Source organism: Paralteromonas sediminis (genome assembly GCF_003820355.1).
GTDB lineage: Bacteria > Pseudomonadota > Gammaproteobacteria > Enterobacterales > Alteromonadaceae > Alteromonas_F > Alteromonas_F sediminis.
Map to the genome: position 1 here is coordinate 220,389 of NZ_RPOK01000001.1, position 25,979 is coordinate 246,367.

Annotated in this window: 19 protein-coding genes; 9 read left to right on the forward strand and 10 right to left on the reverse strand. The window is 45.8% G+C overall.

Annotated features, from left to right (window positions below):
• The first annotated feature begins 4 nt into the window (after positions 1-4).
• The 3 genes from DRW07_RS01015 (at position 5) to DRW07_RS01025 (ending at position 3,944) form a co-directional block, all read left to right on the forward strand.
• A complete protein-coding gene (locus DRW07_RS01015; RefSeq protein ID WP_124026028.1) occupies positions 5-466 on the forward strand; it encodes an Lrp/AsnC family transcriptional regulator in 462 nt (153 codons plus the stop codon).
• Positions 467-575: 109 nt separating this feature from the next.
• Positions 576-2,351 (forward strand): GGDEF domain-containing protein, encoded by a 1,776-nt coding sequence (locus DRW07_RS01020; RefSeq protein WP_124026029.1) that lies wholly within the window; start codon positions 576-578, stop codon positions 2,349-2,351.
• An 81-nt stretch (positions 2,352-2,432) separates the two neighbouring features.
• A complete protein-coding gene (locus DRW07_RS01025; protein ID WP_124026030.1) occupies positions 2,433-3,944 on the forward strand; it encodes an Hsp70 family protein in 1,512 nt (503 codons plus the stop codon).
• A 23-nt stretch (positions 3,945-3,967) separates the two neighbouring features.
• Here the strand turns inward: DRW07_RS01025 and DRW07_RS18390 are convergent, their stop codons facing one another.
• The 4 genes from DRW07_RS18390 to DRW07_RS01040 form a co-directional block, all read right to left on the reverse strand.
• The gene (locus tag DRW07_RS18390) at positions 3,968-4,219 is read right to left on the reverse strand and encodes a hypothetical protein (protein WP_240630469.1); all 252 of its coding nucleotides are present in this window, start codon (positions 4,217-4,219) and stop codon (positions 3,968-3,970) included.
• A gap of 79 nt (positions 4,220-4,298) precedes the next feature.
• Entirely contained in the window at positions 4,299-4,802 is a 504-nt protein-coding gene (locus tag DRW07_RS18395; RefSeq protein WP_240630470.1) for an HDOD domain-containing protein, read from the reverse strand.
• A gap of 127 nt (positions 4,803-4,929) precedes the next feature.
• Positions 4,930-7,164: a xanthine dehydrogenase family protein molybdopterin-binding subunit gene (locus DRW07_RS01035; protein ID WP_124026031.1), complete on the reverse strand. Its 2,235-nt coding sequence runs from the start codon at positions 7,162-7,164 to the stop codon at positions 4,930-4,932.
• The gene (locus DRW07_RS01040; RefSeq protein ID WP_124026032.1) at positions 7,164-7,634 is read right to left on the reverse strand and encodes a (2Fe-2S)-binding protein; all 471 of its coding nucleotides are present in this window, start codon (positions 7,632-7,634) and stop codon (positions 7,164-7,166) included. Before DRW07_RS01040 ends, DRW07_RS01035 begins: the two co-directional genes overlap by 1 nt.
• 191 nt (positions 7,635-7,825) lie before the next feature.
• On the opposite strand from DRW07_RS01040, the gene DRW07_RS01045 reads away from it, so the two are divergent.
• Both DRW07_RS01045 and DRW07_RS01050 read left to right on the forward strand, forming a co-directional pair.
• Positions 7,826-10,027 carry a S9 family peptidase gene (locus DRW07_RS01045; protein WP_124026033.1) on the forward strand — a complete coding sequence of 734 codons (2,202 nt, stop codon included), beginning with the start codon at positions 7,826-7,828 and terminating at the stop codon, positions 10,025-10,027.
• Between the two features lie 153 nt (positions 10,028-10,180).
• Positions 10,181-11,320, forward strand: coding sequence for an ABC transporter substrate-binding protein (locus tag DRW07_RS01050; RefSeq protein ID WP_124026034.1), 1,140 nt, complete (start codon positions 10,181-10,183; stop codon positions 11,318-11,320).
• Between the two features lie 37 nt (positions 11,321-11,357).
• Here DRW07_RS01050 and DRW07_RS01055 read toward each other — a convergent pair whose 3' ends face one another.
• From DRW07_RS01055 to DRW07_RS01065, 3 genes are all read right to left on the reverse strand, one after another.
• On the reverse strand, positions 11,358-12,482 hold the full coding sequence (locus tag DRW07_RS01055; protein WP_124026035.1) for a topoisomerase IV: 1,125 nt from the start codon (positions 12,480-12,482) through the stop codon (positions 11,358-11,360).
• Between the two features lie 11 nt (positions 12,483-12,493).
• Positions 12,494-12,901 (reverse strand): type 2 periplasmic-binding domain-containing protein, encoded by a 408-nt coding sequence (locus tag DRW07_RS01060; RefSeq protein ID WP_124026036.1) that lies wholly within the window; start codon positions 12,899-12,901, stop codon positions 12,494-12,496.
• A 185-nt stretch (positions 12,902-13,086) separates the two neighbouring features.
• A complete protein-coding gene (locus DRW07_RS01065; RefSeq protein ID WP_124026037.1) occupies positions 13,087-15,786 on the reverse strand; it encodes a M14 family metallopeptidase in 2,700 nt (899 codons plus the stop codon).
• Between the two features lie 212 nt (positions 15,787-15,998).
• Here DRW07_RS01065 and DRW07_RS01070 point away from each other — a divergent pair, with 212 nt between their 5' ends.
• A complete protein-coding gene (locus tag DRW07_RS01070; protein WP_124026038.1) occupies positions 15,999-17,090 on the forward strand; it encodes a hypothetical protein in 1,092 nt (363 codons plus the stop codon).
• An 8-nt stretch (positions 17,091-17,098) separates the two neighbouring features.
• Here the strand turns inward: DRW07_RS01070 and DRW07_RS01075 are convergent, their stop codons facing one another.
• From DRW07_RS01075 to DRW07_RS01085, 3 genes are all read right to left on the reverse strand, one after another.
• Positions 17,099-18,511: a TonB-dependent receptor gene (locus tag DRW07_RS01075; protein ID WP_124026039.1), complete on the reverse strand. Its 1,413-nt coding sequence runs from the start codon at positions 18,509-18,511 to the stop codon at positions 17,099-17,101.
• Positions 18,512-18,648: 137 nt separating this feature from the next.
• Positions 18,649-20,721 (reverse strand): TonB-dependent receptor plug domain-containing protein, encoded by a 2,073-nt coding sequence (locus tag DRW07_RS01080; protein ID WP_124026040.1) that lies wholly within the window; start codon positions 20,719-20,721, stop codon positions 18,649-18,651.
• Between the two features lie 69 nt (positions 20,722-20,790).
• A complete protein-coding gene (locus tag DRW07_RS01085; protein ID WP_124026041.1) occupies positions 20,791-21,213 on the reverse strand; it encodes a hypothetical protein in 423 nt (140 codons plus the stop codon).
• 298 nt (positions 21,214-21,511) lie between these two features.
• Between DRW07_RS01085 and DRW07_RS01090 the strand changes: the two genes are divergently transcribed.
• The 3 genes from DRW07_RS01090 (at position 21,512) to DRW07_RS01100 (ending at position 25,974) form a co-directional block, all read left to right on the forward strand.
• Entirely contained in the window at positions 21,512-24,118 is a 2,607-nt protein-coding gene (locus tag DRW07_RS01090) for a TonB-dependent receptor (RefSeq protein WP_124026042.1), read from the forward strand.
• Between the two features lie 88 nt (positions 24,119-24,206).
• Positions 24,207-25,262, forward strand: coding sequence for a helix-turn-helix domain-containing protein (locus tag DRW07_RS01095; RefSeq protein ID WP_124026043.1), 1,056 nt, complete (start codon positions 24,207-24,209; stop codon positions 25,260-25,262).
• A 97-nt stretch (positions 25,263-25,359) separates the two neighbouring features.
• On the forward strand, positions 25,360-25,974 hold the full coding sequence (locus tag DRW07_RS01100) for a c-type cytochrome (protein ID WP_124026044.1): 615 nt from the start codon (positions 25,360-25,362) through the stop codon (positions 25,972-25,974).
• Positions 25,975-25,979 lie beyond the last annotated feature (5 nt).

Below are 25,979 nucleotides of genomic sequence, written 5' to 3' on the forward strand. Positions count from 1 at the left end.
AAATATGCTTGATAAGTTGGATAAAGAGATTTTACGTCTTTTGCAGGTGGATGCGGGGCAATCGGTTTCTGACATCGCTGAGCAGGTTGGCCTGACGCAGACACCCTGTTGGCGAAGAATACAGGTGCTGGAACAAAAAGGTGTTATACAAAGCCGGGTCGCACTGTTAGATCCCAATAAGCTTAATGTTGGCCTTACTGTATTTGTTCAGGTAAAAGCGCTCAAGCACGACGACAAATGGCTTGCGCAGTTTGCTGCACATACCCAAGCGCTTGAACAGGTAACGGAAATTCACCGAATGAGTGGTGAGTATGACTATTTGTTGAAAGTCATGGTAGCGGATATGGCATCGTTTGATCACTTTTATAAAAAACTGGTCGCAGGTATTGAGTTGTCGGATGTAACATCGAGTTTTTCAATGGAAAAGATCAAATACACTTCTGCATTACCACTTAATCACATTTAGCCGTATGGTTGCGCTTTGTGCACTTAGGTAATGGATATCAGCATAGAGGTAGTTTCAGGGCATGATTGCAGGTATCCTAGAGCACTAAAGTGACGGGCAACATAAGAATATGCGAACGATTTGGCTCCCTGTGGTTTCATTATTTTTCGGGCTTTCAGCATTTTCAGCTAAGGCTACTGAAGAAATCGATAATTTTATTCAACAGGTTCAAACCGTCACGTATGATTGCCCGGATTCAGGCTATCTTCCTCAGTTAGAAGAGTATTTGGATTCAGCCGAGCTGACTGCTCAACAGCGATTCGCTCTCATTGCATCAAAAACGCAAATAATGATTTGCCAGGGGCAGGCATCCCAAGCGCAAAAGATGCTCTACGAACTTACGGCACAAGACGGCATAGATAAGCGGTCTTATGCCTATGCCTCTGCAATTTACCAAATTGGGTTTACTTACGACTTCAAAGAAGATCCAAAGCGTTGTGAGTACTATGAGAACGCCAAGGCTTTGTCAGCAGACAAACACAGCGACGTTTATTTAAGTGCGTCGTTAGGTATCATCACAAATTGTGTTGCCGGTATTGAAGTGGCTGAGCGACTGGGGATGATGTTCAGTATTCTTGAGCGCTACTCAGCATCACAAGATTACGGGGCTCTGGCGCATATCCACAATAATATTGGGCTGGTTTATGGAACCTTAGACCAACATGTGCTGGCTGCAGAACAATACTTAAAGGCCCACGAAATGGGGCTAAAGGTGTACACAGGAAGCAATCAGCTCACCATTCTTATTAGCGCTATTACGTCGCTTTTTGCCAGTGGACAGTTTGACAAAGCTTATGACGCTATTCTGGAATTTGAGGCTATCAACCAAAATGTGGCCACACCGCTGACCAACTACTATTACTATCATGCGCTAACGGGTTACTACTATCGCACCGGAAAGATTAACGAAATGAAGCAAGTCTTGCCTGATTTGGAGCTGGCTGCACAAAAAATCAGTAGTCCTGTTACTGATGCCATGCTCAAGTGGTATCAGGTTGTGCCCTGTGTGGCTGAGGGCGATAAAAGCTGTATTTCTGATTATCTGGCTGACGTAAAAGCCAAGTGGCCAGAGAAACACAGATACTTTTGGACCAATATTCAGTATCTGGCGCTGGAGGTGGAGATGTACCTAGTGCTTGAAGATGTTGATAAAGCAAAGGCCGCCTTCGAAGCGTATGCCAATAGTATCAGCGAGCGCAGACAGCGCAGACAGTATTCTTCGAGTATTCTCAGTGTGGCTAACTTGTATAGCAAAATACATTCGTTGGAATCTCAAGCTATTCAGGCTGAGCAGATCAAGCGCAACATTCTGATATCCGTGATTATTGTTTTCATTGCATCGATTACCATTGTTGGCTTTGTTTTGCGCAAGCGGCAACTTGCTCGCCTAGCCATTGATCCAGACACAGGTTTGCTCAATGCTAAAACAGCTATCGCACGCATAGAGCGCTTGGAAGCGCCTGACCAGGGTAAATCTATCGCCCTTGCCATCTTCGATCTGGGCAATTTTAGAGAAATCAATCGTTTGGTAGGGCCTACTAAAGGCGATTTTGTTCTTAGTCAAATTGCTAATACGCTAACAAAGGTAACCAGAGACTCGGATATCCTTGGTCGCTTTGCACCTGAGCAATTTATATTGTGTCTACCCAATATCGACGAAGGCAGTGCAAAGCGTTTGTTTGATAGAGTGCAAAATGAACTTGATAACACGTTTACACTCGACGCGGGGACTGAATCTGTGAGTGTTCGTTCCAGCATGAGCATATTTATCACGTCAGATAAGTTATCAGACTTAAAATCTGTTCTGGATGAAATGCTGCTGTCCATCAGCCTGAAAGCAAAGTAAGTCAATTACGGTCAATTTCTGGTGCTGTATTAAATTGTCCATTACAATCCGGCTCTTGTTTTATTTGGATGTAGTGATGCCATGGCAGCAATTGGTATAGATTACGGAACGTCTAATTCAGAAGTCGCTTATTTTGACGGTGAAAAGCACCATTTCATTAAGCTCGATCCGGCTATTGAGCAAGCTAATAAAATACGCTCCTCGGTTTTCATCTATTATGAAGACGACCTGCCGTTGCCACCAGCAGATGTCATTGAAACCAAAGTTTCACATATACAGCAGGCAATTCAGCAGCAAATTGAAAAAGCCAAATCAGGCTATTATGAAGCCAGTGATCCTCGTGAACAAAAACTTTACAGTGACAAAGTCGACAATTTAAGAGCAGAGTTTCACAATCGCCCCTTGTTGCAGCGCCGCGCAATACAACTCCTAATGAAAGACCGAACCGTCCAAGACTTGCCATTAAAGCAGCTTGTAGAAACCGGTCGATTTGCGTTTGGTGAAGAGGGGTTTAAGCGTTACCTGAAATCGCCAGAAAAAGGTCGACTTATTTATTCCCCTAAGAACTTCTTAGGTGCCAGCTTGGTGGCCGGTCAGCAGGAAGCGTTCGTGGGGATGATTGCAAAACAACTTGCGTTTTTCCGCGCATCGGCTGAACAACAATTACAGCAACCCGTTGATACTGCTGTCATCGGCAGGCCTGTAAGGTTCCATGGTACTCGCGGGGAGGAGGGCAACGCGCAAGCAATAGACATTATGGAAAAAGCGGCTGCGCAAGCTGGGTTCTCCTCAGTATCTTTTCTGGAGGAGCCCATTGCTGCGGCTTACAAAATTGAACGTGCATTGACTGAACCTACCGATGTTTTAGTGGTAGATATTGGCGGTGGTACAACGGATATTTGTTGCATTAAATTATCACCGCAGCAGCAGAATGTGTGGGATCGTCAGCAAGATGTATTGTCAGTAACGGGTACCCGACTGGGCGGAATGGAATGTGACAAAAGCCTGATCATTAAGTCTATTGCACCTACAATGGGCCAGGGACTGACTATGCAAAATGGTTTTCCTGTTCCGCCCACCTATTACTCAGACATGTGCGCGGTGGACGATATTCCAAAGCTCAACCGGTTTTTTTCCGATGATTATGGCCTTGATATCGCACAAACTATGTCAATTGTTAAAAACGCTGAACCCATGGAGAGGCTACTCACGGTTCAGGCTGAAAAGCTGTCAGCGCGTCTGGTGAACTCCTCCAGAATGGCAAAAGAACTCTTATCGTCCAGAGAAGAAATTACCCTTCCATTACATTACATAGAGCCTGACTACGACGTTGTCATTAACACAGGTGATTTAAATCGCTCCATGCAATCTTGGTTGCGCCGTATCAAAAAACTGGTTGATGAATGCGTTGACGCCAGCAGAGAAGCTCCACAGCAGCTTTTTATTACGGGTGGCATGAGCTTATCGCCTATAGTTCGACAGGCTATTCAGGATAACTTGCCGAGTAACTTGCCGCTTTTGGAGGGCGATGCGTTCAACTCGGTGGTCGAAGGTTTAGCTATTCATGCAGCGAATAAAGCTAGCAATAAATAAAGGTGTTTTTGGTGTCATTAGGTTTATTGTTCTGAAAGTTCCTCTAAGGTCTGTTCACACATATTTTCTAGGTCTTGTTCATCCATGTTGAGGCGACCAAGAATATCATCCTGCACAGTAAGCCATTCATTGCTTTGCGCTTCTGGTTGCGACTTTAAAAAGCTAACATATCTGGCCAGTTTTAGGATGCATAGTAAGTCCAGGCCCACGTCAGAAAGCTCTCCGGAGTCGAATAAACCGTCTGTATCGAGTTGATAATAGATGACCTCTGTCATTACCGCTGGCAATTTCCATTGCTGGCCAAGTAGGGCACTAATGGTGGGATGTGACGTTCCGTAACGTTGACGTTCTGCTTCAGCCGCTCTCCTTCGCTACTTGTAGGATGGCATCAAAATCGTCGTATTTCAGCATCATAATTGGAATGCCTGCATTGTGAAATAAGCCGAGCATGTAAGCATTGTCGACCAAGGCTAGCTTATTGATTAAGCGCGAAATAATAGACGCGCTAGCGGCTACTGTACTGGCTTCTTCCCAAAAGCTGGCAAGCTTGTCTGATTGCCCCATGGCACTTTTAAGTGCAACTGATTTTGTCAGAGGTAATACCCGTTTTTGTCCGAGTGTCATTACCGCTTGTTGTATCGATTCGATTTCCTTCATTCTGCGAAATGCTGCGGAATTTACCACCTGAAGTACGGCTGCAGAAATACTGATGTCAGAGGAAATGATACGGGCTATCATGGCTAGATCGGGTTCAGGCTTTTTCGCTTCTTCTGATACTTTTAATAATGCTTCAGGGCGCGGTGGAATGGTGACCGACTGCAGTATTTGTTTTTCATTACTGGTAATAGTTATTGCCACGATTTAACTTCCTGTATGATTGAAGGAGTAACAATATTTTGCCTATTGTAAAGATAAGCGGCAAATGAGTACTTGGCAAATAAAGAAAGAGCAGCGTTCTGCTGCCCTCTTTACGTTTGGTCTTGCGCTACGTGCGCAGAGGCTGGATAGGTAAACTGCGATGCCGTTTACCTGAAGCCTGATAAAGAGCATTACTTAATGCTGGCGCAAATGGGGCCATGCCTGGCTCACCCAAGCCTGTTGGACTGGCGTCAGATTCAACAAAGTGCACGTGAACCTCGGGCATGTCTGCAATTCGCATTACAGGATAATCATTGAAGTTTCCGTTTACTACGGCACCGTCTTTAAATTTGATTTCACAGTACTTCGACAGTGAGATGCCCATAGCAACCGCGCCTTCTTGTTGCGCAGTGGCACCATCTTTATTGAGTACCTGACCACAGTCGACCGCTGAGTCAACTCGTACGACTTCAAAATCATCACCTTTCATGCGGACATGAACGGCCATGGCAACATAAGTTTGAAAGCTGTAATGCACTGCAATACCAATACCTTCACCTTTGGGCAGTTTTTTGCCAAAACCCGATTTTTCAGCTGCGAGCGCAAGCACTGCTTTAGAACGGGCCACTTGTTCAGCCTGTTCAGGATTAGTATTGCCATCGTAGAGTCGATTGAGCATGGTGACAGTGTCAACACCTGCTTTTTGCGCTAATTCATCAGCAAATACACCGTATCCAAAGCCCCAGAAAATCGCATATACCGCACGATACCAACCTATACGGGTATGGGCCGGTGCCAATCCAGATTCACTGCGAAGATTTGCAATGCCAAAGGGGTGCGTTTCGATTTCACTGACGGCATTTGCCGGTGCAAACTGTATTGCTGGATTGAACAAGGTATTGATAGAAGGAAAGGCTACACGGTGAAGCCAACCCGTAACCTCACCATTTTCGTCCAATGATGCCTCAATATGTTGAGCACTGTTCGAGTGGTAGTAGCCTGTCCGGGTGTCTTCTTCCCGAGTCCAAGTGAGCTGGATAGGTGTACCTACTGCTTTTGAGATGGCTGCAGCTTCCTGTACATAGTCGCACTTGAACTTGCGACCAAACGCACCACCGCAAATCATGACATTCACTTTGACATTTTTCTTATCTATACCCAGGAAGCCAGACAACACAGATTGAATGTCATCTGGGCTTTGAGTTGACGCCCACACTTCACAGTGCCCGTCGTGAACCGCTACAACACTCGCGTTAGGTTCCATAGGTGCATGCACCAGGTGGCCTTCTGTATAGGTTGCAGACACTGTGTGTTTAGCGTCTTTAAAAGCTCGCTCAAGATCACCGCGTTCGGCGATTTTTTCTGCGGGCTTTTCAACATTGCGAACTAGCTCCTGCATATATACGTCGGTGTCATAGCTACCATGCTCACCTCTGTCCCATTCAACCTTGAGTTTCTCAACACCTTGTTGCGCGGACCAAGAGTTATTTGCGACTACCGCTACACCGCCTAGAGAGCCAAACGGTACTTTAAGTGGGGCAACCTCTACTACGGCCGTTACGCCTTGAACTTTTAATGCGTCAGTCTTGTCCAGTGATTTTAAAGTACCCCCCATTACCGGACAGTGAACAATTGCTGCATATTGCATTCCTGGTACTTTTACATCAACGCCGTATGTGCGCTTACCTTCTATCACCATACCGACATCGTGTCGCGGTAGCGCTTTGCCAATATAATTAAAATCTGACTTGGATTTTAAGGTTGGCGCCTCTGGCACAGGCAGTGTGGCTGCAATAGGTGCGAGTTCGCCATACCCGAGTTTTTTACCATTTGTTTTATTAAAAACATGATGCTGCTGTGCATAACAGTTATCCGTTGTGGTGTTCCACACTTTCGCTGCAGCAGCCACTAGCATTTCACGCGCAGCAGCGCCTGCTTGACGCATAGGTTCATACATAGTGCGAATACTGGCCGAGCCGCCGGTCGCCTGAGAACCAAACTTTTCTTCATTACCTTCTGCTTGTTCCACCCTGACAAATGACCAGTCAGCTTCCATCTCATCGGCCACGACCGAAGGCAGTGCGGTACTAATCCCTTGACCCATTTCACAACGACCACTGTAAATCAGCAGGTCACCGTTTTCCTGCAAATGAATAAATGCGTTGGGGTTAAATTCCGATGCTCTCGATGCAGACTGCGTTGCATGTGCAGCAGAAAATCCAATAAATAATCCGCCTGAGGCCAGGGCTGATACTTTAAGAAACTGCCTCCTGTCGACATTCAGCGAAAAAGAGGAAGCCTTAGCTTGAGAGTCTTGTTTGGCACGTTCTGCCGTTAGCAGCGCTTCGATATCAGGGCGCATCAGGATACCTCCTTGGCAAGTTCATAAGCGGCAATGTTGATGGCCTTTTTAATTCGTTGATAGGTACCACAACGGCAAATGTTGCCTTGCATCGCATTGTCGATATCCTGATCTGATGGCGACGTATTGTTTGCGAGTAAGCTGGCGGCATTCATAATCTGTCCAGCCTGACAATAACCGCATTGAGGTACGCCCACCTCTAACCACGCTTTTTGCAGCGGGTGATCAGCATTATCAGACAAGCCCTCAATGGTGGTCACATTACGGCCAGCCAGTGCACCTACCGGCATCACACAAGACCGGGTAGCTTGACCGTCTACATGCACGGTACAAGCGCCACAGAGTCCTTTTCCACAGCCGAATTTTGTGCCGGTGAATTCGAGACGATCCCTCAAAAACCACAAGAGTGGCATGTTCTCTGGAACGTCGATGTCGTAACTTTGATTATTAATGGTTATTTTTTTACTCATTGTGGCTCCCGCACTAGTGACGACTTCTTACGCGTCGTGTACATAAAGTAGCCAAGCCCGCGCTGAAAGACAACTCACTTCGTCTGTTCCATATGTCATTAAACTTTGCCAGCGCCAGGTTAAAACTGACGCTGTCACTCTCCCACTATTCGTAATACACTGGCCCAGCATTCATCAAATAACTAAAAAACATGAAAAAAATTCTTTTACTTTGTGCCATGGCGTTCGGTTCTGCACAGGCCGAACAACTCAGCATAGAACGCATATACGATTCACCGTCACTGTCAGGCAAGTCACCACAAGCGGTCGCTCTGTCGCCCGATGGTAAGCGAGTCACCTTTATCCAAGGTAAACAGGATGACTACGAGCGTTATGACTTGTGGGAATATCACCTAGAGAGTAAAACCACCCGAATGTTGTTTGACTCCAACGATTTGCACAGCGGGGAAGAAGTGCTGTCGGATGAGGAAAAAGCGCGCCGCGAGCGGATGCGTGTGTTTGGCAGTGGGATCATGAGCTATCAGTGGTCTCAGGACGGGCAGGCGCTGCTATTCCCTCTAGGTGGCGATGCTTATTATTTTAAGCTGGGCAATAAGAAAGCACAAAAGCTGCTTGATACGCCCGAATTTGAAACCGATGTGCGACTCTCGCCCAAAGGTAATTATTTATCTTATATTCGAAACCAGAATCTGTTTATCTTAGACATCAGAAGTGGTGAGGAAAATCAGCTCACGAAGGAGGGCGGTGGTGCCATTAAATTTGGCATGGCTGAGTTTGTTGCGCAGGAAGAAATGGGGCGCATGACCGGTTATTGGTGGTCGCCCGATGAAACACATATTGCGCTCACAAAGGTCGATGAATCTCCTGTGATAGAAATCACCCGCTCAGAGATTTATGCAGACGACATAAAAACCATAACCCAGCGTTACCCCAAGGCGGGTACACCCAATGTATTGATTGAATTGGGCGTGCTCGCTCTATCGGATAAACAAATACGCTGGGTGGATATGGGTGAAGAGAAGGACATGTATCTCGCTCGTGTAAATTGGCATCCAGGTAGCGAAATGCTCACCTATCAATGGCAAAGCCGAAATCAGCAAACATTGGAGCTTCGAGCGGTTAATGTTGCCGATTTAGCGCAAAACGTACTGATCACTGAGCAAAGCAAAACCTGGTTGAATCTCAATGACGATTTGACCTTCCTATCCAATGGCAAGCAGTTTGTTTGGGCGTCGGAGAGAGATGGGTTCAAACACCTATACCTGTACAACTCAAATGGCGTGATAGAGAGGCAACTCACTGCGGGTAATTGGGTGGTCGACAAGGTCGAAGCAATTGATGAAAACGCTGGCCTCCTTTATTTCAGTGGTCGAAAAGACACACCCATAGAACGTCATTTATATAGGGTGCCACTCGCGGGCGGCCCTGTCACTCGTGTCAGTCAACGCGAAGGTATGCACAGTGTAACCTTTAGTCACGATGCATCGATTTATGTTGATACCTTTTCAACGGCCAATACACCGCCACAAGTGAGCGTTCACAATGCCAATGGCGAAAGGGTAACCTGGCTGGAGCAGAATGAGATCAACGAACAACATCCGCTGCATGCCTATCAGGATAGCTGGATTGCACCCACATTTGGCACTATTAACGCCGATGACGGAACGCCTTTACACTATCGGCTGTACACCCCGGCCGATATATCCACAAAGCGGCCTGTGATCGTCTATTTATATGGTGGCCCATTGGTCGGACAAATGGTAACGAATAGTTGGGGGCGACGAGGCTTACTTGTTCAGCACTGGGTGAGTAAAGGCTATGTGGTATTCACGCTGGATAACCGAGGCTCACATTATCGAGGAAAAGCATTTGAAGATCACATCTATCAAAAAATGGGACATGTTGAGGTTGAGGACCAGGTGACGGGCGTAAAATTTCTTCGTACCTTACCCTTTGTCGATAGTGAACGCATCGGAGTTTACGGACACAGTTATGGTGGCTACATGGCGATCATGACCATGTTCCGTGCCAGTGACTATTTTCAGGCAGGTGTTTCAGGCGCCCCTGTAACGGACTGGAGGCTCTATGATACTCACTACACCGAGCGTTATATGGGTAACCCCACTGAGGTGGACGAGGCCTACACCGCGTCTTCAGTCTTTCCCTATGCCAAAAATCTCAAAGGTGATTTGCTTATTTATCATGGTATGGCAGATGACAATGTGTTGTTTACGCATAGCACTATGTTGTACAAACACCTGCAGGACAACGCAAAACTCTTTGAAGTGATGGATTATCCAGGTAAAAAACACTCTCTGCGGGGCAAAAATACGCAGGTTCATTTAGCCCACACGATCACGCGTTTCTTTGACAGGCATCTAAAACCAGAGTAACAGCGGGCAGGGCGTAAACATAAATGTCGCCCTATTCGAATCAGATTGTGTGTTTCTTATACAAAAACTTTCTGCTTTGCTAGTTGTTACACTATGCTAACAGCTAGCAAATGTTAGTTTTTAATGAACTACTGTTAAGGAATGCAATAATTTATGATTGGAATTCGTAGTTTTTTAAGCTCTGTTATTGTCGCGATAGGCCTGATTCTGCCGACAGAGGTATTGGCTAACGGGTCGAGTCAACAATGCAATATCATGCCGGCTCACGACAACAAAAAAATTAATATTCTGTATTTTTACGTGAACAATCACGATGAATCATTTTGGCATCTTCACCAACAAGTCACTGAAGCAGCAGCAAAAAGTCTTGGGATTAATCTGATTAGTGTGGCGATAGAGGAAGAATACCGTCATAGAATTGCTTATTTAGACTTGGTAAAACGTCACCTTGACTCAGACAACAAGCCTGATGCTGCTATTGGTATCTTCTATGCCAAAGGCGAAGCAAATTTGCTAACGCTGTTCGAACAGTATCAAGTGCCATTTTTTTCCGTCAATACTAGCCTCGATGAGCCAACCTGGGCAGCGTTACAATTACCTCGCCAACGATATGCTCAGTGGTTGGGACACATGGCACCGGATGACTATCAGGGGGGCTATGATCTTGCCGTTCAATTAAATAGACAGCCAGGCGAACGAGCAGCCTTGGTTGCTATTGCAGGGGCTTTACAGTCTGCGGTGAGCAACAATCGTAAAGCGGGTTATTTGGCGGCCGCTGATGCCGTTGGCTTTACCATTATGCCCAGTTTTTCTACCGACTGGACGCCAGAGAACAGTCGGATGGTCGTTGATAAAGCCTTAGAACGATTACCCGATATCGATACCATTTGGACAGCTGGGCCAGATATTGCAAAAGGGGCTTTTATTGCGTTGCAGAATATCAGTGCCGCTCGACGAGAGAGTATGCGCATTGGCACATTTGACTGGTCTAAAGACGTCGTGGATATGATGCAAAAGGAGCAGGTGGTGCTCAGTTATGGCGGTCATTTTGCTGAAGGGGCGTGGGCATTGATTATGCTTGTCGATTACCTCAACGGTATTGATTTTGTTGAGGATATCGGTGTGAAGTTTAATACACAACTGGAAGCATTGACCCGTGACAATATTGACCGGTACGCTGCATTTCTAACTCAGGAAAAGTGGCAACATATTGACTTTAAAAAATACAGCAAGTGCTATACTCCTGCACTTAAGCAGTACCATTTTTCTGCAACACAGTTATTACACCACTGATTAAAAAGCCTGCTTGAAGCAGGCTTTCGCTTACTTACTAAAAAACATAATTCACGGCGAATCTCAGCAAGGTCGCATCACCTTGACTATCCAAGTCATCGTTTCGTTTAGTCAGTTCTGCTTTTAACGCGATATTTGCTTCAAGGTCATAACGCACAGAGGCAGATAAAATGTCGTACTCACTCATATTAACAACTTGTACTCCCGCTACAGCTGGCAACAAAGCCTGTTGAACCGGGGCCGGGAACGGCGTTAAAAAACTAAGGCCTTTGATATCGTTGTTCGAATCAAAAGTTTCATACGTTACAGCCGGTGTCCATTTACCCCGTCTTATCCCTGCTGTTACATAGAAGGCTGTTTGCTCCGAGAAAAAAGAATCTTCAATGTCGATGAGGGTGTACTCTGACCCAATGAACCAGGTGAAATGGTCTATATCAATGCCCACGCCAGAAAATGTACTGGTGTCATCGTCCAGCCTGAGATATTCCGCCAACGGTTGAGACGCCGTAGATATTGCCTGTAACGCCGCTTCTGCCTCTGCAATGCCGCTCAACGTGCTTTTGGCGACACCATATACACCTCGCACCTTAAACCAGTCGTAGGTGGCTTCGGCTGTCAAAACGAACGTATTTTTTCCTTCAAAATCACCGCCAAATACGGGGTTACTAAACGTGCCGTAGGCGCCCTGTAAATAAATCTCCCAATCGCCCTGAAACGTTGAGTAGTCGATTCGAATGCCGTCAAGGTTGTTGGCAGGGACGTTATACATACCATTTGGTGCAGAGATCCAGTGTTGAGAATACCCCACATCTAAGGATGCCGAATAGCGAAACAATGGAGTGCGAACCCGTCCTGCGGTTATTGCTACTTTGTCATTCACCTGATAGCTGAGGTAAGCCCATTCAAATTCAACATCAAAATCCTCGTTACCCCTAGCCAGTAATTGGGCTGTGGCCGTTAACTTGTCGCTGACATTACTGCTTACCTGAAGTGCAAACAAGCTTTGTTCGCTGAAGTCTATTTCGTCGCTAAAACCGTACAGGCTGTCATCACTGCTGGTAATACCGCCTACTAAATTTGCGAAGCCATTGATTCTCACTTCTGCGCTGGCTGGCTGCACTAATGCCATTGCTAACCCGGTCGCTAAATACAAATTTTTCATACTGGTTTTCCTTAAAATGTGGCTACCACTTTAACTGCATCAGTAACAGCGGCGACGTCGACATAGCCGATGGCATTCGGTTTACTCGTAACTTCGGCGATCACCGCGGATGCATCGTTCACTTCACTGGGTGGCACGCCTTTACCTGTAAACACCAATTTTGACCAATAGGCAGTCACCTGACTGGAGCTTCTACCAAGGACTTTGTCATCAAATTCCTCGCGCAGGGGGTCTGCTGTCACTATGTTGACAGGTGCTGCGTTACCGCCATCGGGAAAGGACTTTGCCTTGCCAAGAAAAATCCTTTGAATATCTTTATCTGTCAGAGCACTGGCATTAGACGGGTTGACTATTACCGCGACATCGGCTGATGCGACAGCAGTTATAAAAATAAAACAGAAACTGCAAAATTTCTTCATAAGCGCACACTCTCTTTGTAGAGTTTAGTTAAAAAACACACACTTTAAAGCTAGTACACTTCTGTGGATTTCGCCAAAACCAGAATGATTTTTATTTTAGCTTACAGATGGTTACGCTTACTTTTTCAAGACAGGGGCCATCAGAGAGGAGTAAGGCGGATGCTGGTACACCCGCCCTTGCGGCATTAATTCTTGGTATGGGCGCTTGCTCTAAAAATACTGTTGGTCAGTAAAACATTCATGCCTTCCAGGTACGCTCTGAATGTAGGAGACTGGGTATAGCCAATTACCATGCCGCGCCCCATTGGCTGGTGAATTAACACCGGCTTATAGGCTAATTGCGCTTTGTTTTCTGCCCATAAGTAACCGCTGGCCAACACGTCTTCCGGGCCGGAAAACCAGACCAGGTTTTTGCCAGAATCTAGCTTTATCGGTGTGTAGATATCACTGCCATAAGCGACAGTGACGAGGTTTTCGTCAACACCAGCGGTAAGCCAGTGTTCTTGATCAACCTCAACATTAGCCAAAACACCCGCAACGAAGCTAGGTGATGTTTCAGCTTCAATAATCGCATTGGATAAGTCATCTTTACTGGTAAACAACTGACCTTCCACCTTGTTATCATCACTTTCTGCATCATCAGGTGCTTTGTTGTCATCGTCGTTTCTATGCGCTAATTCACGTTTTACGTCAAGCAGAGCATACTCTTCGTCGGCTAAAAAGCGGTTAGCACTACCTAAAGCGATGAGCACCCCACCTTTGCTTACCCAATCTTGCAAGTTATCGGCACCAGCTTGACCTAGCGCTCGTCCGTAGTAGCCCTCAGGCAGAATAATTACATCGTATCCACTTAGATCGGCTCGAGCCAAAATCGGTACTCGAATGGCCGTGACTGGGTAGCCAAGCTGCCTTTCTATCACAAAACGTGTGTTGCCTGCACTTAGCGAACTGGTCGGGGTATCCCAAGCAATAGCCACTTTGGGAGCATTCATTGTAACGGTTTTATCACTGCCAAAGCTGGGTCCTTTGGTTACCCAGCTTGAGTCTGTTCCCTCGACAATAGCGCCGGTTTTTTCAGCGATAGCTTGGATCTTAAGGTTTAAATCATCTTTATTTTTACTGCGCTCGATAATCAATGAGCCGGCTGGATAAGTACGCTTACCCTCTAACACAAAGGCTTCGTCAGCACTTTTAAGTGAAATCCCCGCGCGAAGCGCGTGCGTTAGAAAACGCCCCGCTGCCATATCGCCCCATGGCACAATGAACCCGACTTTAGCATCCATATTGGTCACATTAGCGGCCAACGCATGACTGGGTGAAATAAATGTTCCTTTCGCCTTAATGGCTTTGTCGCAGGCGATGGTGTCGACATTGAACATCATCGGCAATGACCAGCCAGTCACATCGTAAATTTGGTCGCCTAAATTACGCGCTCGCCGTCTTTCCTGTTCAGCGATAAACTCAGCAGACATATCAACCTGTTCGGCAAACACGGTAGTGACAAATTTTCCTCTGGGTTGCGCTGTATCGATAACATAACTGCCAGCCTTGAAATTCCTGCCGCACGCTTTAAAAGACTCCTCCATCAGTTTGACTTCAGCGCCATGCTCAGCCATCAATGTGGCTAGCCTGTGTGTACCATGACGATTTTTTTCGTTGGTTAGAATATAGGTTCTGGCGTCGTTGTCCTTGCCTTCTTCGATCGCATCAAGCTGGTATTGATAGAAGTCGTTAAGTAATTTTTCTCTGCCTATTGCGGTACCTTCTGCAGTAGACAATGAGGCGACAAATTGCATTTGAACCGTATCTCGGTAGGTAAGTACCTCTCCATTTCGACGATGGAAAACATGCCCCCTTGCTGAGCCAACTTCATAGGTTGACGCCGATGCCCCATAGAAGGTAGGCCAGCTGTCGCCATAACCGGGGTAAAATGCATCGAATATTTCCCGGGTAAAATAGTCAAAACCCAGCGCATCGAAGTGCTTGGCGTGATTGCGACCAATCTCATCCATATTCGCAATTTGTGTCGCGGTCATGTGCGGGTTGAAAGGCTTAGCTGCCGGTGCAAAGTAATAAGTTTGATCACCGCCCATCTCGTGAACATCCACGATAACCTGCGGTTTGAAGGTGTTAATTGCCGCAATTCTGCCCTTGGTTTCTGGCTGGGTAGCGGCAAGCCAGTCTCTGTTCATGTCAAACAGATAATGGTTCGAACGTCCTCTTGGCCAAGGTTCATTTTGCTCAGCGCTCAGTCTGTCTCCGCTGTGTTCCAAGCCAACGGTTGCGTAGTAACGGGATGTAAAGCGTGCTCTGCCATCTGGGTTTTGCAGCGGATCGATGAACACAATGGTGTTGTCCATAATCTGTTGCGTAATTGCATCATTTTGAGCAGCAAGCAAGTGATAAGCTAAAAACATGGCCGCGTCAGTACTACTAATTTCATTACCATGCACGCCGTATTGTAGCCATACACCAGCAGGTAAGATGTTAATGAGCTGTTGAGCTTGTGTTTTATTGGTCTTTCTCGGGTCAGCTAACGCTTGGATGCGGGTTGAATAGGAATCCAGTGAAGCAAGATTTTCGGGTTTCCCAATTGCGACATAGATTAACGCCCTGCCTTCCCAGCTTGTGGCGTATTGTTGCAGCTTAATTCTGTCTGGTGCTGCTTCTTGTAGGGCCTCAAAATAACGTTGTATCTGATGATAATTTGAAATACGTTCGCCCGGTGAAAAACCCAATACCTTTTCAAATGTGGGTATAGCAGGGTCATAACTTGCGCCCGGCCACATCGGTTCTTGTGCAGGTGTTTCTGCGACTGCTGCGCTGGGGATGCTAATCGACATAGCGATATATAGCATCAGGTTGTTAAGAAATCTTGCCGTCATAATCTTGCCCTGTGCGAATGTAAAGATAGAGATATCAAACATTAAACTCTACACCCAAACTAACAAAGCGCAAACTATGATTACAGGTTAAGTAATGGGCACGTGGTGTAAATACAGTTTTTTATCAAAGAGATAAATTAGGCGTTAAGTCCTCAGCAAAGGTTCCGATACAAGGAAAATGAATATGCAAACAGCAAGGTTGCTGATTAACGATGGCTAAAGCCCTTTTGATTTTCGGTTCCAATCAGTACGGTGTGGTTTCACATTTTTTCGAAGGTATGGCGACAGATTTATTGGCATCGGGTGTCACTGTTGATTTATTGGACTTTTCTTCTCCGGAAACGGTTGAAGCCACTGCCACTAATATTGATAAATTAGACAACTATGACTTTATTGTATCCTTTAACGGCGTAGGTCAGGATATTAAACTGGACAACACTCGTTTGTCTGACTACGCGAAAAGACGTCCACTTTTTATCTTTTTGGTCGATCATCCTATCCACCTCATGAAGCGGTTTGTTGGCATACCTGCCACAATATTGTGTGTCGATCAGGAGCATGTGTCATTCTGCCAATTGTGTGGCTTTAACGCGCGCTTCTTCCCTCATGCTGTCAGTGCAAAGACGCTTGACCGCAAAGCCATTAAAGATAGAACCAATAAGTCGGGTGAAATCCTGTTTCCCGTCTCATATTTTGACCTGAACAATGCCTTTGAAACGCTAAAGCCGGTATGGCATCAAATAGCTGCAATAACCGAGCAGGCAACAACAGTAACGCGCTTTTTACAACTTTTGGGTGTGTTACCAATGGGAAGCCGTCCTGCCAGCATCGCTTTGGATGAAAACATTCGTAGGATTGCCGTTTGGGTTGACCATTATTTGCGAGCCAAAAGTCGCACTAAAATATTGGAAGCATGTCAGCAAAGAGGGATCAAGCTGACGGTTGTGGGAAAGGGCTCAGACAAGTATGCGGCTGATTTTCCGATGCATCATTATGAAGATGCATCAGACTACCCTATGCTGGTGGAACGTATTAGAAACGCAGATTTTGTGCTGCATAATTCCCCAGGTTTTGAACTTGGTTTACATGAAAGGGTTGTGGCCCCCCTTTCTGTTGGTACGCCAGTCATTGCCGACAGTGAGTATATTCATGGGCAATTTCCTAAAGGCATCTTAACGATGGATAATTACGCCAGCCTGACCGATGAGGCTTACCGAGAACACCAGATATCAGGGTTCGAGAGCGTGCACTCAAAGCATACCTGGCATCAACGCTGGAAAGATGTGCTGAAAGAGGTTGGCTAACTCGAGTGCTAGCCTTTATAACCAAAAAGTTTTTGTTCAACAATTTCTGATGCGACCTTCTCAGGTACCATATTCATCCAATCCTTGGAGCCGGAGGGGATTTGTTTTAGCACTTCTCTAGAGAAAATTTCGAAGAGTGCGGGGTCGCTGCAATCAATACCGGCAATAAAATCATTTTCTAACAGGTGGCGGTAAAGAAAACGCAGGTGATTGGGTACTTTCACTTCGGTAAAGTGCGTCGGCTGCCCGTCTTCAGCTTTCTCTGGATACACATACAATTGTGTGTTGTCGGGAAATAGCTTACCAAAGCCTTCAAGTATGCCGCCTTCCACACCGCGATAGAAGTTTTCATCGAAGATTTGCTTAATATTAATCATGCCAACCACAATGCCAATATGCATCTTGGTATATTGGCGGAAATAGGCTCGCAGTGAAAAGTAACGTGTATAGTCTGAAATCATCACATTGTATCCAAGACTATTAAGCAATTGCACACGTTCGATAAGATCGGCTTCCGGAAAATTGGCGTCGTTTCCATAAGCATCATTAAGCGAGATTTCTGCAATGGCTACCGTATTGGATTCATCCACGCCTTGCTGTGCAAAAAATGCCTTTTTTCCTTGCTCAATCATATCCACATTCAATTTAGTCACTGGCCTGAACGAGCCGCGAATAGTGAGCACATTTTTCTTATAGAGCATGTCTGCCGGTATAGCGACGGAGCCGTCGGGTTTAAACATTACCGCGCGTGTTTTCCAACTCCGTATTAAATGAATATTCTTTGCACGATTGTCTAAGTCATCAAAATAGGGGCCGTGGAATTCAACCGAGTCTATTTCGACCCGGTTTGGCTTCATGCCATCTGTGAGTGAATCAATGATCTTGCGGGGGTCTTCAAAGTAATAATAGGCCGCATAGATAAGGTTCACACCCAACACGCCTAACGCCTGTTGCTGAGCTTCTGCGTTGTCGTCGAACATTCGTACGTGAACCACAATATCCGACGGTTCTGCGCCCGGATACATTTGTACTCTAATACCACACCACGCATGACATTCGTTGTTCCCTTTGAAGCTTTTAGCGGCGACTGTAGCAGCATAGGAAAAGAAACGAGAAGACTTGGGCCTGACATCAGCAATGCGTTCAATCACTAAGTCAAATTCTTGTGCCATCATGGCTTGTACGCGTGATTTACTGACATAACGTCTGTCTTGCTGGACGCCGTAGATAGCGTCAGAAAACTTCATGTCATAAGCTGACATCGTTTTTGCAATCGTACCCGCCGCTGCGCCTGCGAGAAAGAACTGCCGGGCAACTTCCTGTCCGGCACCAATTTCCACAATAGTGCCGTACTTCTTTTCATCCAAATTTACCCGTAAGGCTTTGGCTCTGGTATCTCTTGAGCTAACCTGTTTTGACATAATAATTCTCGCTGTTGGCCGACGCTTTTTTATTAGTATTGCAATGGTTTAGCGCAATTTCTAGTCTGAAATAGGGTGAATGAAGAATTGACGTGGACAGGTTGTCCACGTCTGTGTTTTTAAATGGCGTATTAGCGTTAAAATTGAAGTGCTATTGTTAGGTTGATATCACGGCCTTGAGCAAAGAGCTTTTCACCAACGGGAAGCGCTTCACCAGCAACCCGGTTAATGCCGCCCAAATGTGGCTGATATTGTTTGTCAAATAAGTTGCTCACAATGCCTTTAATGGCTAGGTTTTTATTTATATTGTAGGTGAAATGCGCGTTAAATACGCCGTACCCGGCACTGCGCTGCTCATTTTGCTGTTCAGACACGCTTGACTGACGGGCGGCGAGCTCAGATTCCAGAGCAAGTTGCCACTGACCTGTCTCCCATTGCAATGTGGTTATCAATGTGGCGGGGGCGATGCGATAAAGTGGTGTATTGCTGTCGTCTCTTTCAGCTTTTACATAAGAAGCAATCATTTGCACTGACCAGTGTTTATTTATACTAGCCAATGCTTCAAGATCAGCACCATAAAGGGTGGCATCGACGTTTTGCCATTGTAATGGAATATTACCTGTCATCATGTTGGAAATCCTATTCGCGGGCATATCAGTAGAGGGATCACCCACAATAAAATCAGCAACTTGCTGATAGAACAAACGAGGAGCGATAGTCAGTTTATCGTTTGCATAGGTTACGCTTAGGTCGATTTGTGAAGCGGTCTCGTGCTGTAAATCTAGATTACCCAGATAGTTTCTACCGTCGGCACGACCAGCAGAAATGCCTAATGGAAGCCAGACAAACATCTCGGTATAACTCGGAGCCCGATTTTTTTGCGCCATACCGATTTGCCATGACCAGTTATCCGACAAAGGAGAAGTCGCATGCAAAGTCAGGTCGACAAAGTCGAAATCTTTATTGCGATCAGCGTCGTTAAAGCGGTTGACCAGAGTGGCTACCATGGGGTTCATCATTGCCATTGAGTTACTGACATTTCCAGCTGACATTTCTACGCGGGTATAACGCATGCCGCCTGAATAGGTAATGTCAGACACATTTGTGTCCCATTGAAGATAGCCACTTGCCAGTGTGCGCTCAATATTGTTGAAGTTATTGATGGTCAGGTTATTGAGCTTAGGGTTGGTGATAACCGAATTGTGTGACTGCGAATGCCAGTTGGCTCCAGCGGTTAAAACACTGCCGTCTAAGTGCTGTAGCCATTGAGCATTATACCCTCTGGAAAGACTGTCAACGGTGTTGAGTCGAGCCATGGGATCCATCCTTGACCGGAAGGAAAAGTTGTTCATGCCATGTTGATTGCTGTTGCCACTGGCTGAGAGGGTCAATTGAGAATGCAGACTAGGCTCATACTGATATTGCAGACGGTAGCTTCTACTGTCTATATAGATAATGTCCATCGCCAACGCCGCCGTACCGCTTTCCCCGGTATCGACTACCTGGTAATGCCCATTAAACTGGTGTTTGTTGGTCCGCCAGCCTGTATTTAGACCGAATGCTTGACGGTCAAAAAAACTATTGGGTATTCGCCCGTTTTCACCGTCTTCGACGTCGTCTTGTTGTTGGTCAGCAATAAAACCATGCAAATAAGTGTCGGCATTGGCATAGCCCCCCATCAGTGAAGTATTTCGTGCATTCCCTTGTTCCCCAAAACCGGCAGACAGTTTACTAAACCACTCACTCTCGGAGGTAAACGCAGCATCATCAAAAACATTGACCCTAATGTTACTGGTTAAGGTTTCTGCGCCATGACTCACAGGGGCTATTCCTCGATGTAGCGAGATACTTGTGCCCGGCATGGCAAAAACATGGGAAAGTGGAGAATCCATAGCATTTGGACCAGCCCCTGCCAGTGGCGAACCTGCGAATAATAGGGGGACTCTGTCACCAAACAGGCCTCTGTACTGAGTTACGGCGGTAACGGGGCCATTATTATTGGTGTGCACACCCGGTAGCTTTTTCATAGCGTCTCTGAAATCAACTTCGCTGGAGACCATGTCATCGAGCGATAGCTGAGCCACGGTGGCTTGCTGCGAGCCGATAACATTGATGCGTTCAATATTTTCGGAAATAGCAGTTTCAGCATCGGCGGTAAATGTAAAGTTGCAGCAGGTCACGCTAAGACCCGCAAAAAGTATTTTTTTCATCTTTGCTCTCGTAATACTTGCGCATAGGCGCACTCGATTTTCCGGCACAGCGCCGGCCCTATTTATGCTTTAAATTGCAATAGAAACAGGGGGAGAGCGAGGCTGTGATTTTCGGTAGGCAAACAGTGTGTAGGGGCGCTGGTAAAGCGACTCCACAATGGCTAAAAAAATGAGGTTAGTTATTTGAATAGTGTCAATTGTAATATTGATTTGTGACTGATTATCAGCAAGCGTAGCGACTGGGCAGGTTACGTCTAATAAAGGCGAAGGGTGATCACTGTTATCTGGTTGAAAATCAACAAAAACAAATTGTCCTGCGGCCTGTGTTTTTGAAACAGACACCCATTTCATGGTTGAGCCGGTGCATATCAGTTCTATATCTGCAGGCGCATTGTGTTGCAAATTTGCGATATGCTTATTTTGTATCAATGCAATAGCACCACTGTGCAACGCCAGCAGAAGACACAAAATGTATATGCTCTTGGTAGACAACTCGATACGTTTCCTTACTTTTTCTGATGATGAGTCTACGGTTATTTGACCTAAAAACAACGGTTTTTTTGTCTTTTGGTAAACCGAATTAACGACAGTGGTGCATTGTCAATGAGAAAGGTTTAGTTGCTGTCTTTATCGTGGAGCATTAGTGTTAACATACTGTTTACAATAATCCGTCAGTTTATTTTTAGAATCCGTCATGCATTTCCCATAATGCGTAAGTCTTGCTTTTCAACTATTTATATAGTGCTGATTAGAAAACTATAAAAAGCTGCAAACAGCAACGAGGAACGCAATGAAACCAATAACAATTGGCACACCAAGCTATGTCTGCACGGCGGTAATTGCCGCGCTCTGCTTTTCGTCTCCCCTAGTATCAGCACAGGAGTTGGCCGAAGAGAACAAAGAAAAGCAAGCATTTGAATTGATCGAGGTAACGGCGCAAAAGAGGGTGCAGAATGTGATGAAAGTGCCTGTTACTGTTAGTACTGTCAGTGCACAGTTACTAGAAGAAAGTGCGTCTATTTTACTCAGTGATGTAGACAAATTTGTTCCAGGGTTTGAGTTCTCTGACGGTAATATGACCCAGGCAGGGATTAGAATGCGCGGTATATCCAGCCCTAATATCAGTGTGGGCGGCGACCCTTCCTCCGCATCTTTTTATGATGACACCTACATGCCCCGTGCGGCTCAAAATGTACTGTTTTCAGATATTGAAAGGGTTGAGGTACTAAAAGGTCCACAAGGTACTTTGTTTGGCAGAAATGCTGCAATGGGTGTGGTAAGTGTTATTCCTGTGAGACCGCAAGAAGATTATGAGAGCTTCGTCAAAGCGTCTTTAGGTACCGATGACCTCGTTCGACTCGAAGGTATGTTCAATGCCCCGCTATCCGACTCTCTATTTATGCGTGCCAATCTACTGAGTAACAAACAAGATGGTATTGTCGAAAATATAGCCAGGCCAAAATGGAATAAGAAGAATACGATTTACGATTTAGGAGAACGTCAACACTTAGCGGCAAAAATATCCTTGTTATGGCAAGCGTCATCAGATACACAAGTTTATCTGTCTTATGATCACGATGACTTGGAACAAGGTCCTCCTATGGCGGTAGGTACGAGTGAATTCGCTTATGCTGGTGGTACTGACCCTTTTACTGCACAAGCTGAAAATGATGTGAGAGAAGGCGTCGAATCGCGCGATATGTACGGGGTGATTGGCAAGGTTCTGCACGACTTCAACGACCAGTGGTCAATGAAGTTTGTTGCCAGTAAACGAGACTGGCAAACCGTTAACCGAGAAGATGAAGATGGTACCGCTGATATTACCCGTTATTTTGATACGTCAAACAACGAAGACTCCGACATATTCTATTCGGAACTGCAATTTTCCTATGTCAGTGATCGAATAAATGCGGTTACCGGTGTGTCGTATTCAAAAGAAAACGTTTCGCAGCAAACCGAACTCAACCTAACTACAGATACGATTGCCCGTTTGGTAACGGGCGAAATCAATGGTCAGGTGCGCGGCCAGGTGGCCGCCCAGCTCGCTGCGGCGCTGGGTGGTACATCAGACGATATTGTGGCTGCCGTTTTTGGGCCTGGTGCAACGTTCGAAGGCGTAGTAGACCAACAATTTCAGGGCTTGGGTTTTCCCATGGACCATATGTGGAACGCCGATGAATGGGCGAACGCGCTGACAGCGCTTGGTGCTGCGGGCGATATTATGGCCGCTATTGGATTTCCCGATGCGCCCCTGACTGGCTTTGTCGTCAATGCACTCGGCGATTTAACCTATGATCTGGTCGCCTCAGAGCTAGGTGATCCTATTATATTTGGGCCTAGTTATGCCGGTCAGTTCTGGCAGGAGAACGTGTTTAATACCGGGACGTTTACCAATATTGGTGTGTATGCTGATATTGATTATGCTGTTACAGAGAAATGGCATGTTATTGCGGGTATTCGTTATTCATCTGACGACAAAGACTTTACCTGGTTCATACCTGAAAATTCGTTTGCGCAAACTATTCCCGGTGTGGCCAATCAATTGTTCCCACAGGTCAATATAGCTGCGTCGGATAGTTGGAGTAAAGTGACGGGGCGGCTCGTCACCAATTATCAGCTTGATAATGATCAAATGATCTTCGCCTCTTATTCTACTGGCTATAAATCGGGGGGCTTTGACTCGCTCGTTCCGGTTGATCAGTCTATTGGGCAGTCCGCCTTTGCACCGGAAGATACTACCAATTTTGAAGTCGGTTACAAAGCTACGCTGTGGGACAGTGTTAGAGTTAATCTCGCCTTTTTTGACACTCAACTTGATAACTTCCAAGTGGCTATTGAGTCTCGACAACCCGGCAGTAATCAGGCTATTCCCTCTATTATTAACGAAAACCGTGAGATTAAGGGGTTTGAGGCCGAAGTAGTATGGCAGGCAACCGATTCAGTGAGGCTGGGTTTGATTACTGAAATTCGCAGCACTGACGTTGAGACACCTGAATTCTACGATGCTTCAGGTGAGCTTGTTGCGGCGCGCAAAGAGTCATTTGACGCCGACACTAATTACACGCTGATGTTTGACTGGACGCCTGACCTCCCATGGGGAATAGTTAATGTGCACTTTAACTATCGCTTTGAGGAAAACACCAATGACCAAAATCCAGGCATTCAGGATTTCCAACTAGCAGTTCCCGCTTATTTTAAAGATATTAGAGATTTAGATGGCCGTATCTCTTGGTCTGATTTTGACGAAAAAGTGGAAGTGGGCCTGTGGGCTCGTAACATTACAGATGAGCGCTATGTACTGAGTTTGGGGGGCAGAACAGCCTCGGTGCTGGGCACGCCGTTTGCTCGCATAAATCGAGGTAGAGAACTGGGTATTGATTTTAAATACCGTTTTTAATTAAACCGTTTCAAAGCCCCGTACTATTGCGGGGCTTTTTTGTTTCAGGCTATATTGTGAAAAAGGGGAAACAACAACAAGACTATAAATGACCTCATTTAGCCAATTTCTGGCGCACTTCGCTTTTATCCAAATGGCAACCTGTTCGGTTCTTTTAGCCCCCGTGTGGCGAAAAAATCAGTCTGCGGCGTTATTTTCACTCCTGCTATTGTTGGGCTGCGGCTACCATCTCAGTGATTTGTTTGGTCCATTGAACGACATGGATTTTCTGTGGTGGGTGGATTATTTGTCAGGTAATGCCTTACCCGGTGTGTTTTGGCTAGTGTCACTGAGCATCTTTGGCGACCATAAAGTCCTCAAACCTTGGCAATACTGGTTGGCCTCATCAACGTTACTTATTCCATTCCTCACACTGATTGTCCAACTTGTGTTTGCATTTGATTTGCGCAGCTACCCTGCTTTTTACGGGTTAACCAAGTACGGTGCAATGGCATTGGAGCTGGCACTTATTTGCTATGCCATGATAGTTGCAATGAAAAACTGGCAAGACGATTTAGTACAGGAAAGACGCTACATGCGAGGGAGCATTATTGCATTAGCCGGTATTTATGTATTTGGTATCATTCTGATTGAACAGCTTTTTAATGTGGAGTGGGCTTGGTTAAGGCCATTGGAGTTTGCGCTTTTGGGCGCCATGATGATTTGGATAAATCTGCTCTTATTTACCCTTCGTCAGGGGACCTTATTTGATGAAGTTAAGTCTTCGTCGCAAGAGCAGAGCACACATCAGAGTATGTCACCTGAGTTGAAACGCATAGTCAATGCGATGACGCAGGAGCAGTTATACCGGGAAGAAGGCATGACCATCAGTGTGTTGGCAAAACATCTGGCTATTCATGAATATAAATTACGCAAGCTGATTAATGGTGAGCTTGAATACAGAAACTTTAATGATTTTTTAAACTACTATCGCATCAAAGAAGTGTCAGAAAAGTTGGAAGACACGCAGCAAAAAGACATTCCTGTGTTAACGCTGGCATTGGAAAGTGGCTTTCGAAGTTTAAGTTCATTTAATAAGGCATTTAAAGCCACACACGGCATGACACCAACCGAATACAGGCACACGCATTTGGCAAAAAGCTGATGGATTTTAGAATTCGTCAGCTTTTTTCAGTAATCAATAAGTCGCGGCACGCATTGAAGATTAAAGTTAATAGCAATTGCGTTTAAGAGACATACTAATGCTTCAATCTACACTTCGATTATGCGCCCTGTTCTTCGTAATTTTTGTTAGTCACAGCGGCTATGCCAATCAGGGAGAAGCCATCTATCAACAGTGTGTGGCGTGTCATGGTGTAAATGCCGAAGGAAATACTGCGATGAAGTCACCGGCATTGGCTGGGCAGTCAGAAGCCTACTTGTTGCGGCAATTGACACACTTTAAAACGGGTCTTCGTGGCAAGCACCCCGCAGATATTTATGGTTCACAGATGACAGCTTTGGTTGCAAATCTGGACGATAATGCACTTAAGGAAGTGAGTGCTTACTTATCATCTTTGCCTTCCTCGGTTTCGGAAGAACAGAGAAGCGGGGATGAGCGAAAAGGGTATGCTTATTATCAGGGCAAGTGTGGAGCCTGTCATGGTGGGCAAGCACAGGGCAATCCTGCATTTAAAGCGCCTCGGCTTGCTGGTTTATCCTCCGATTATATTGAGCGTCAAATGCAATATTTTAGAGAGGGCATAAGAGGTACAGACAAAACTGATAAACCTGGACGTCAGATGGCAGCCATGTCGCGAACTGTTTCAGATGAACAACTGCATGATATTTTGCTGTTTATAAGCCAACAGGATTAAGACGT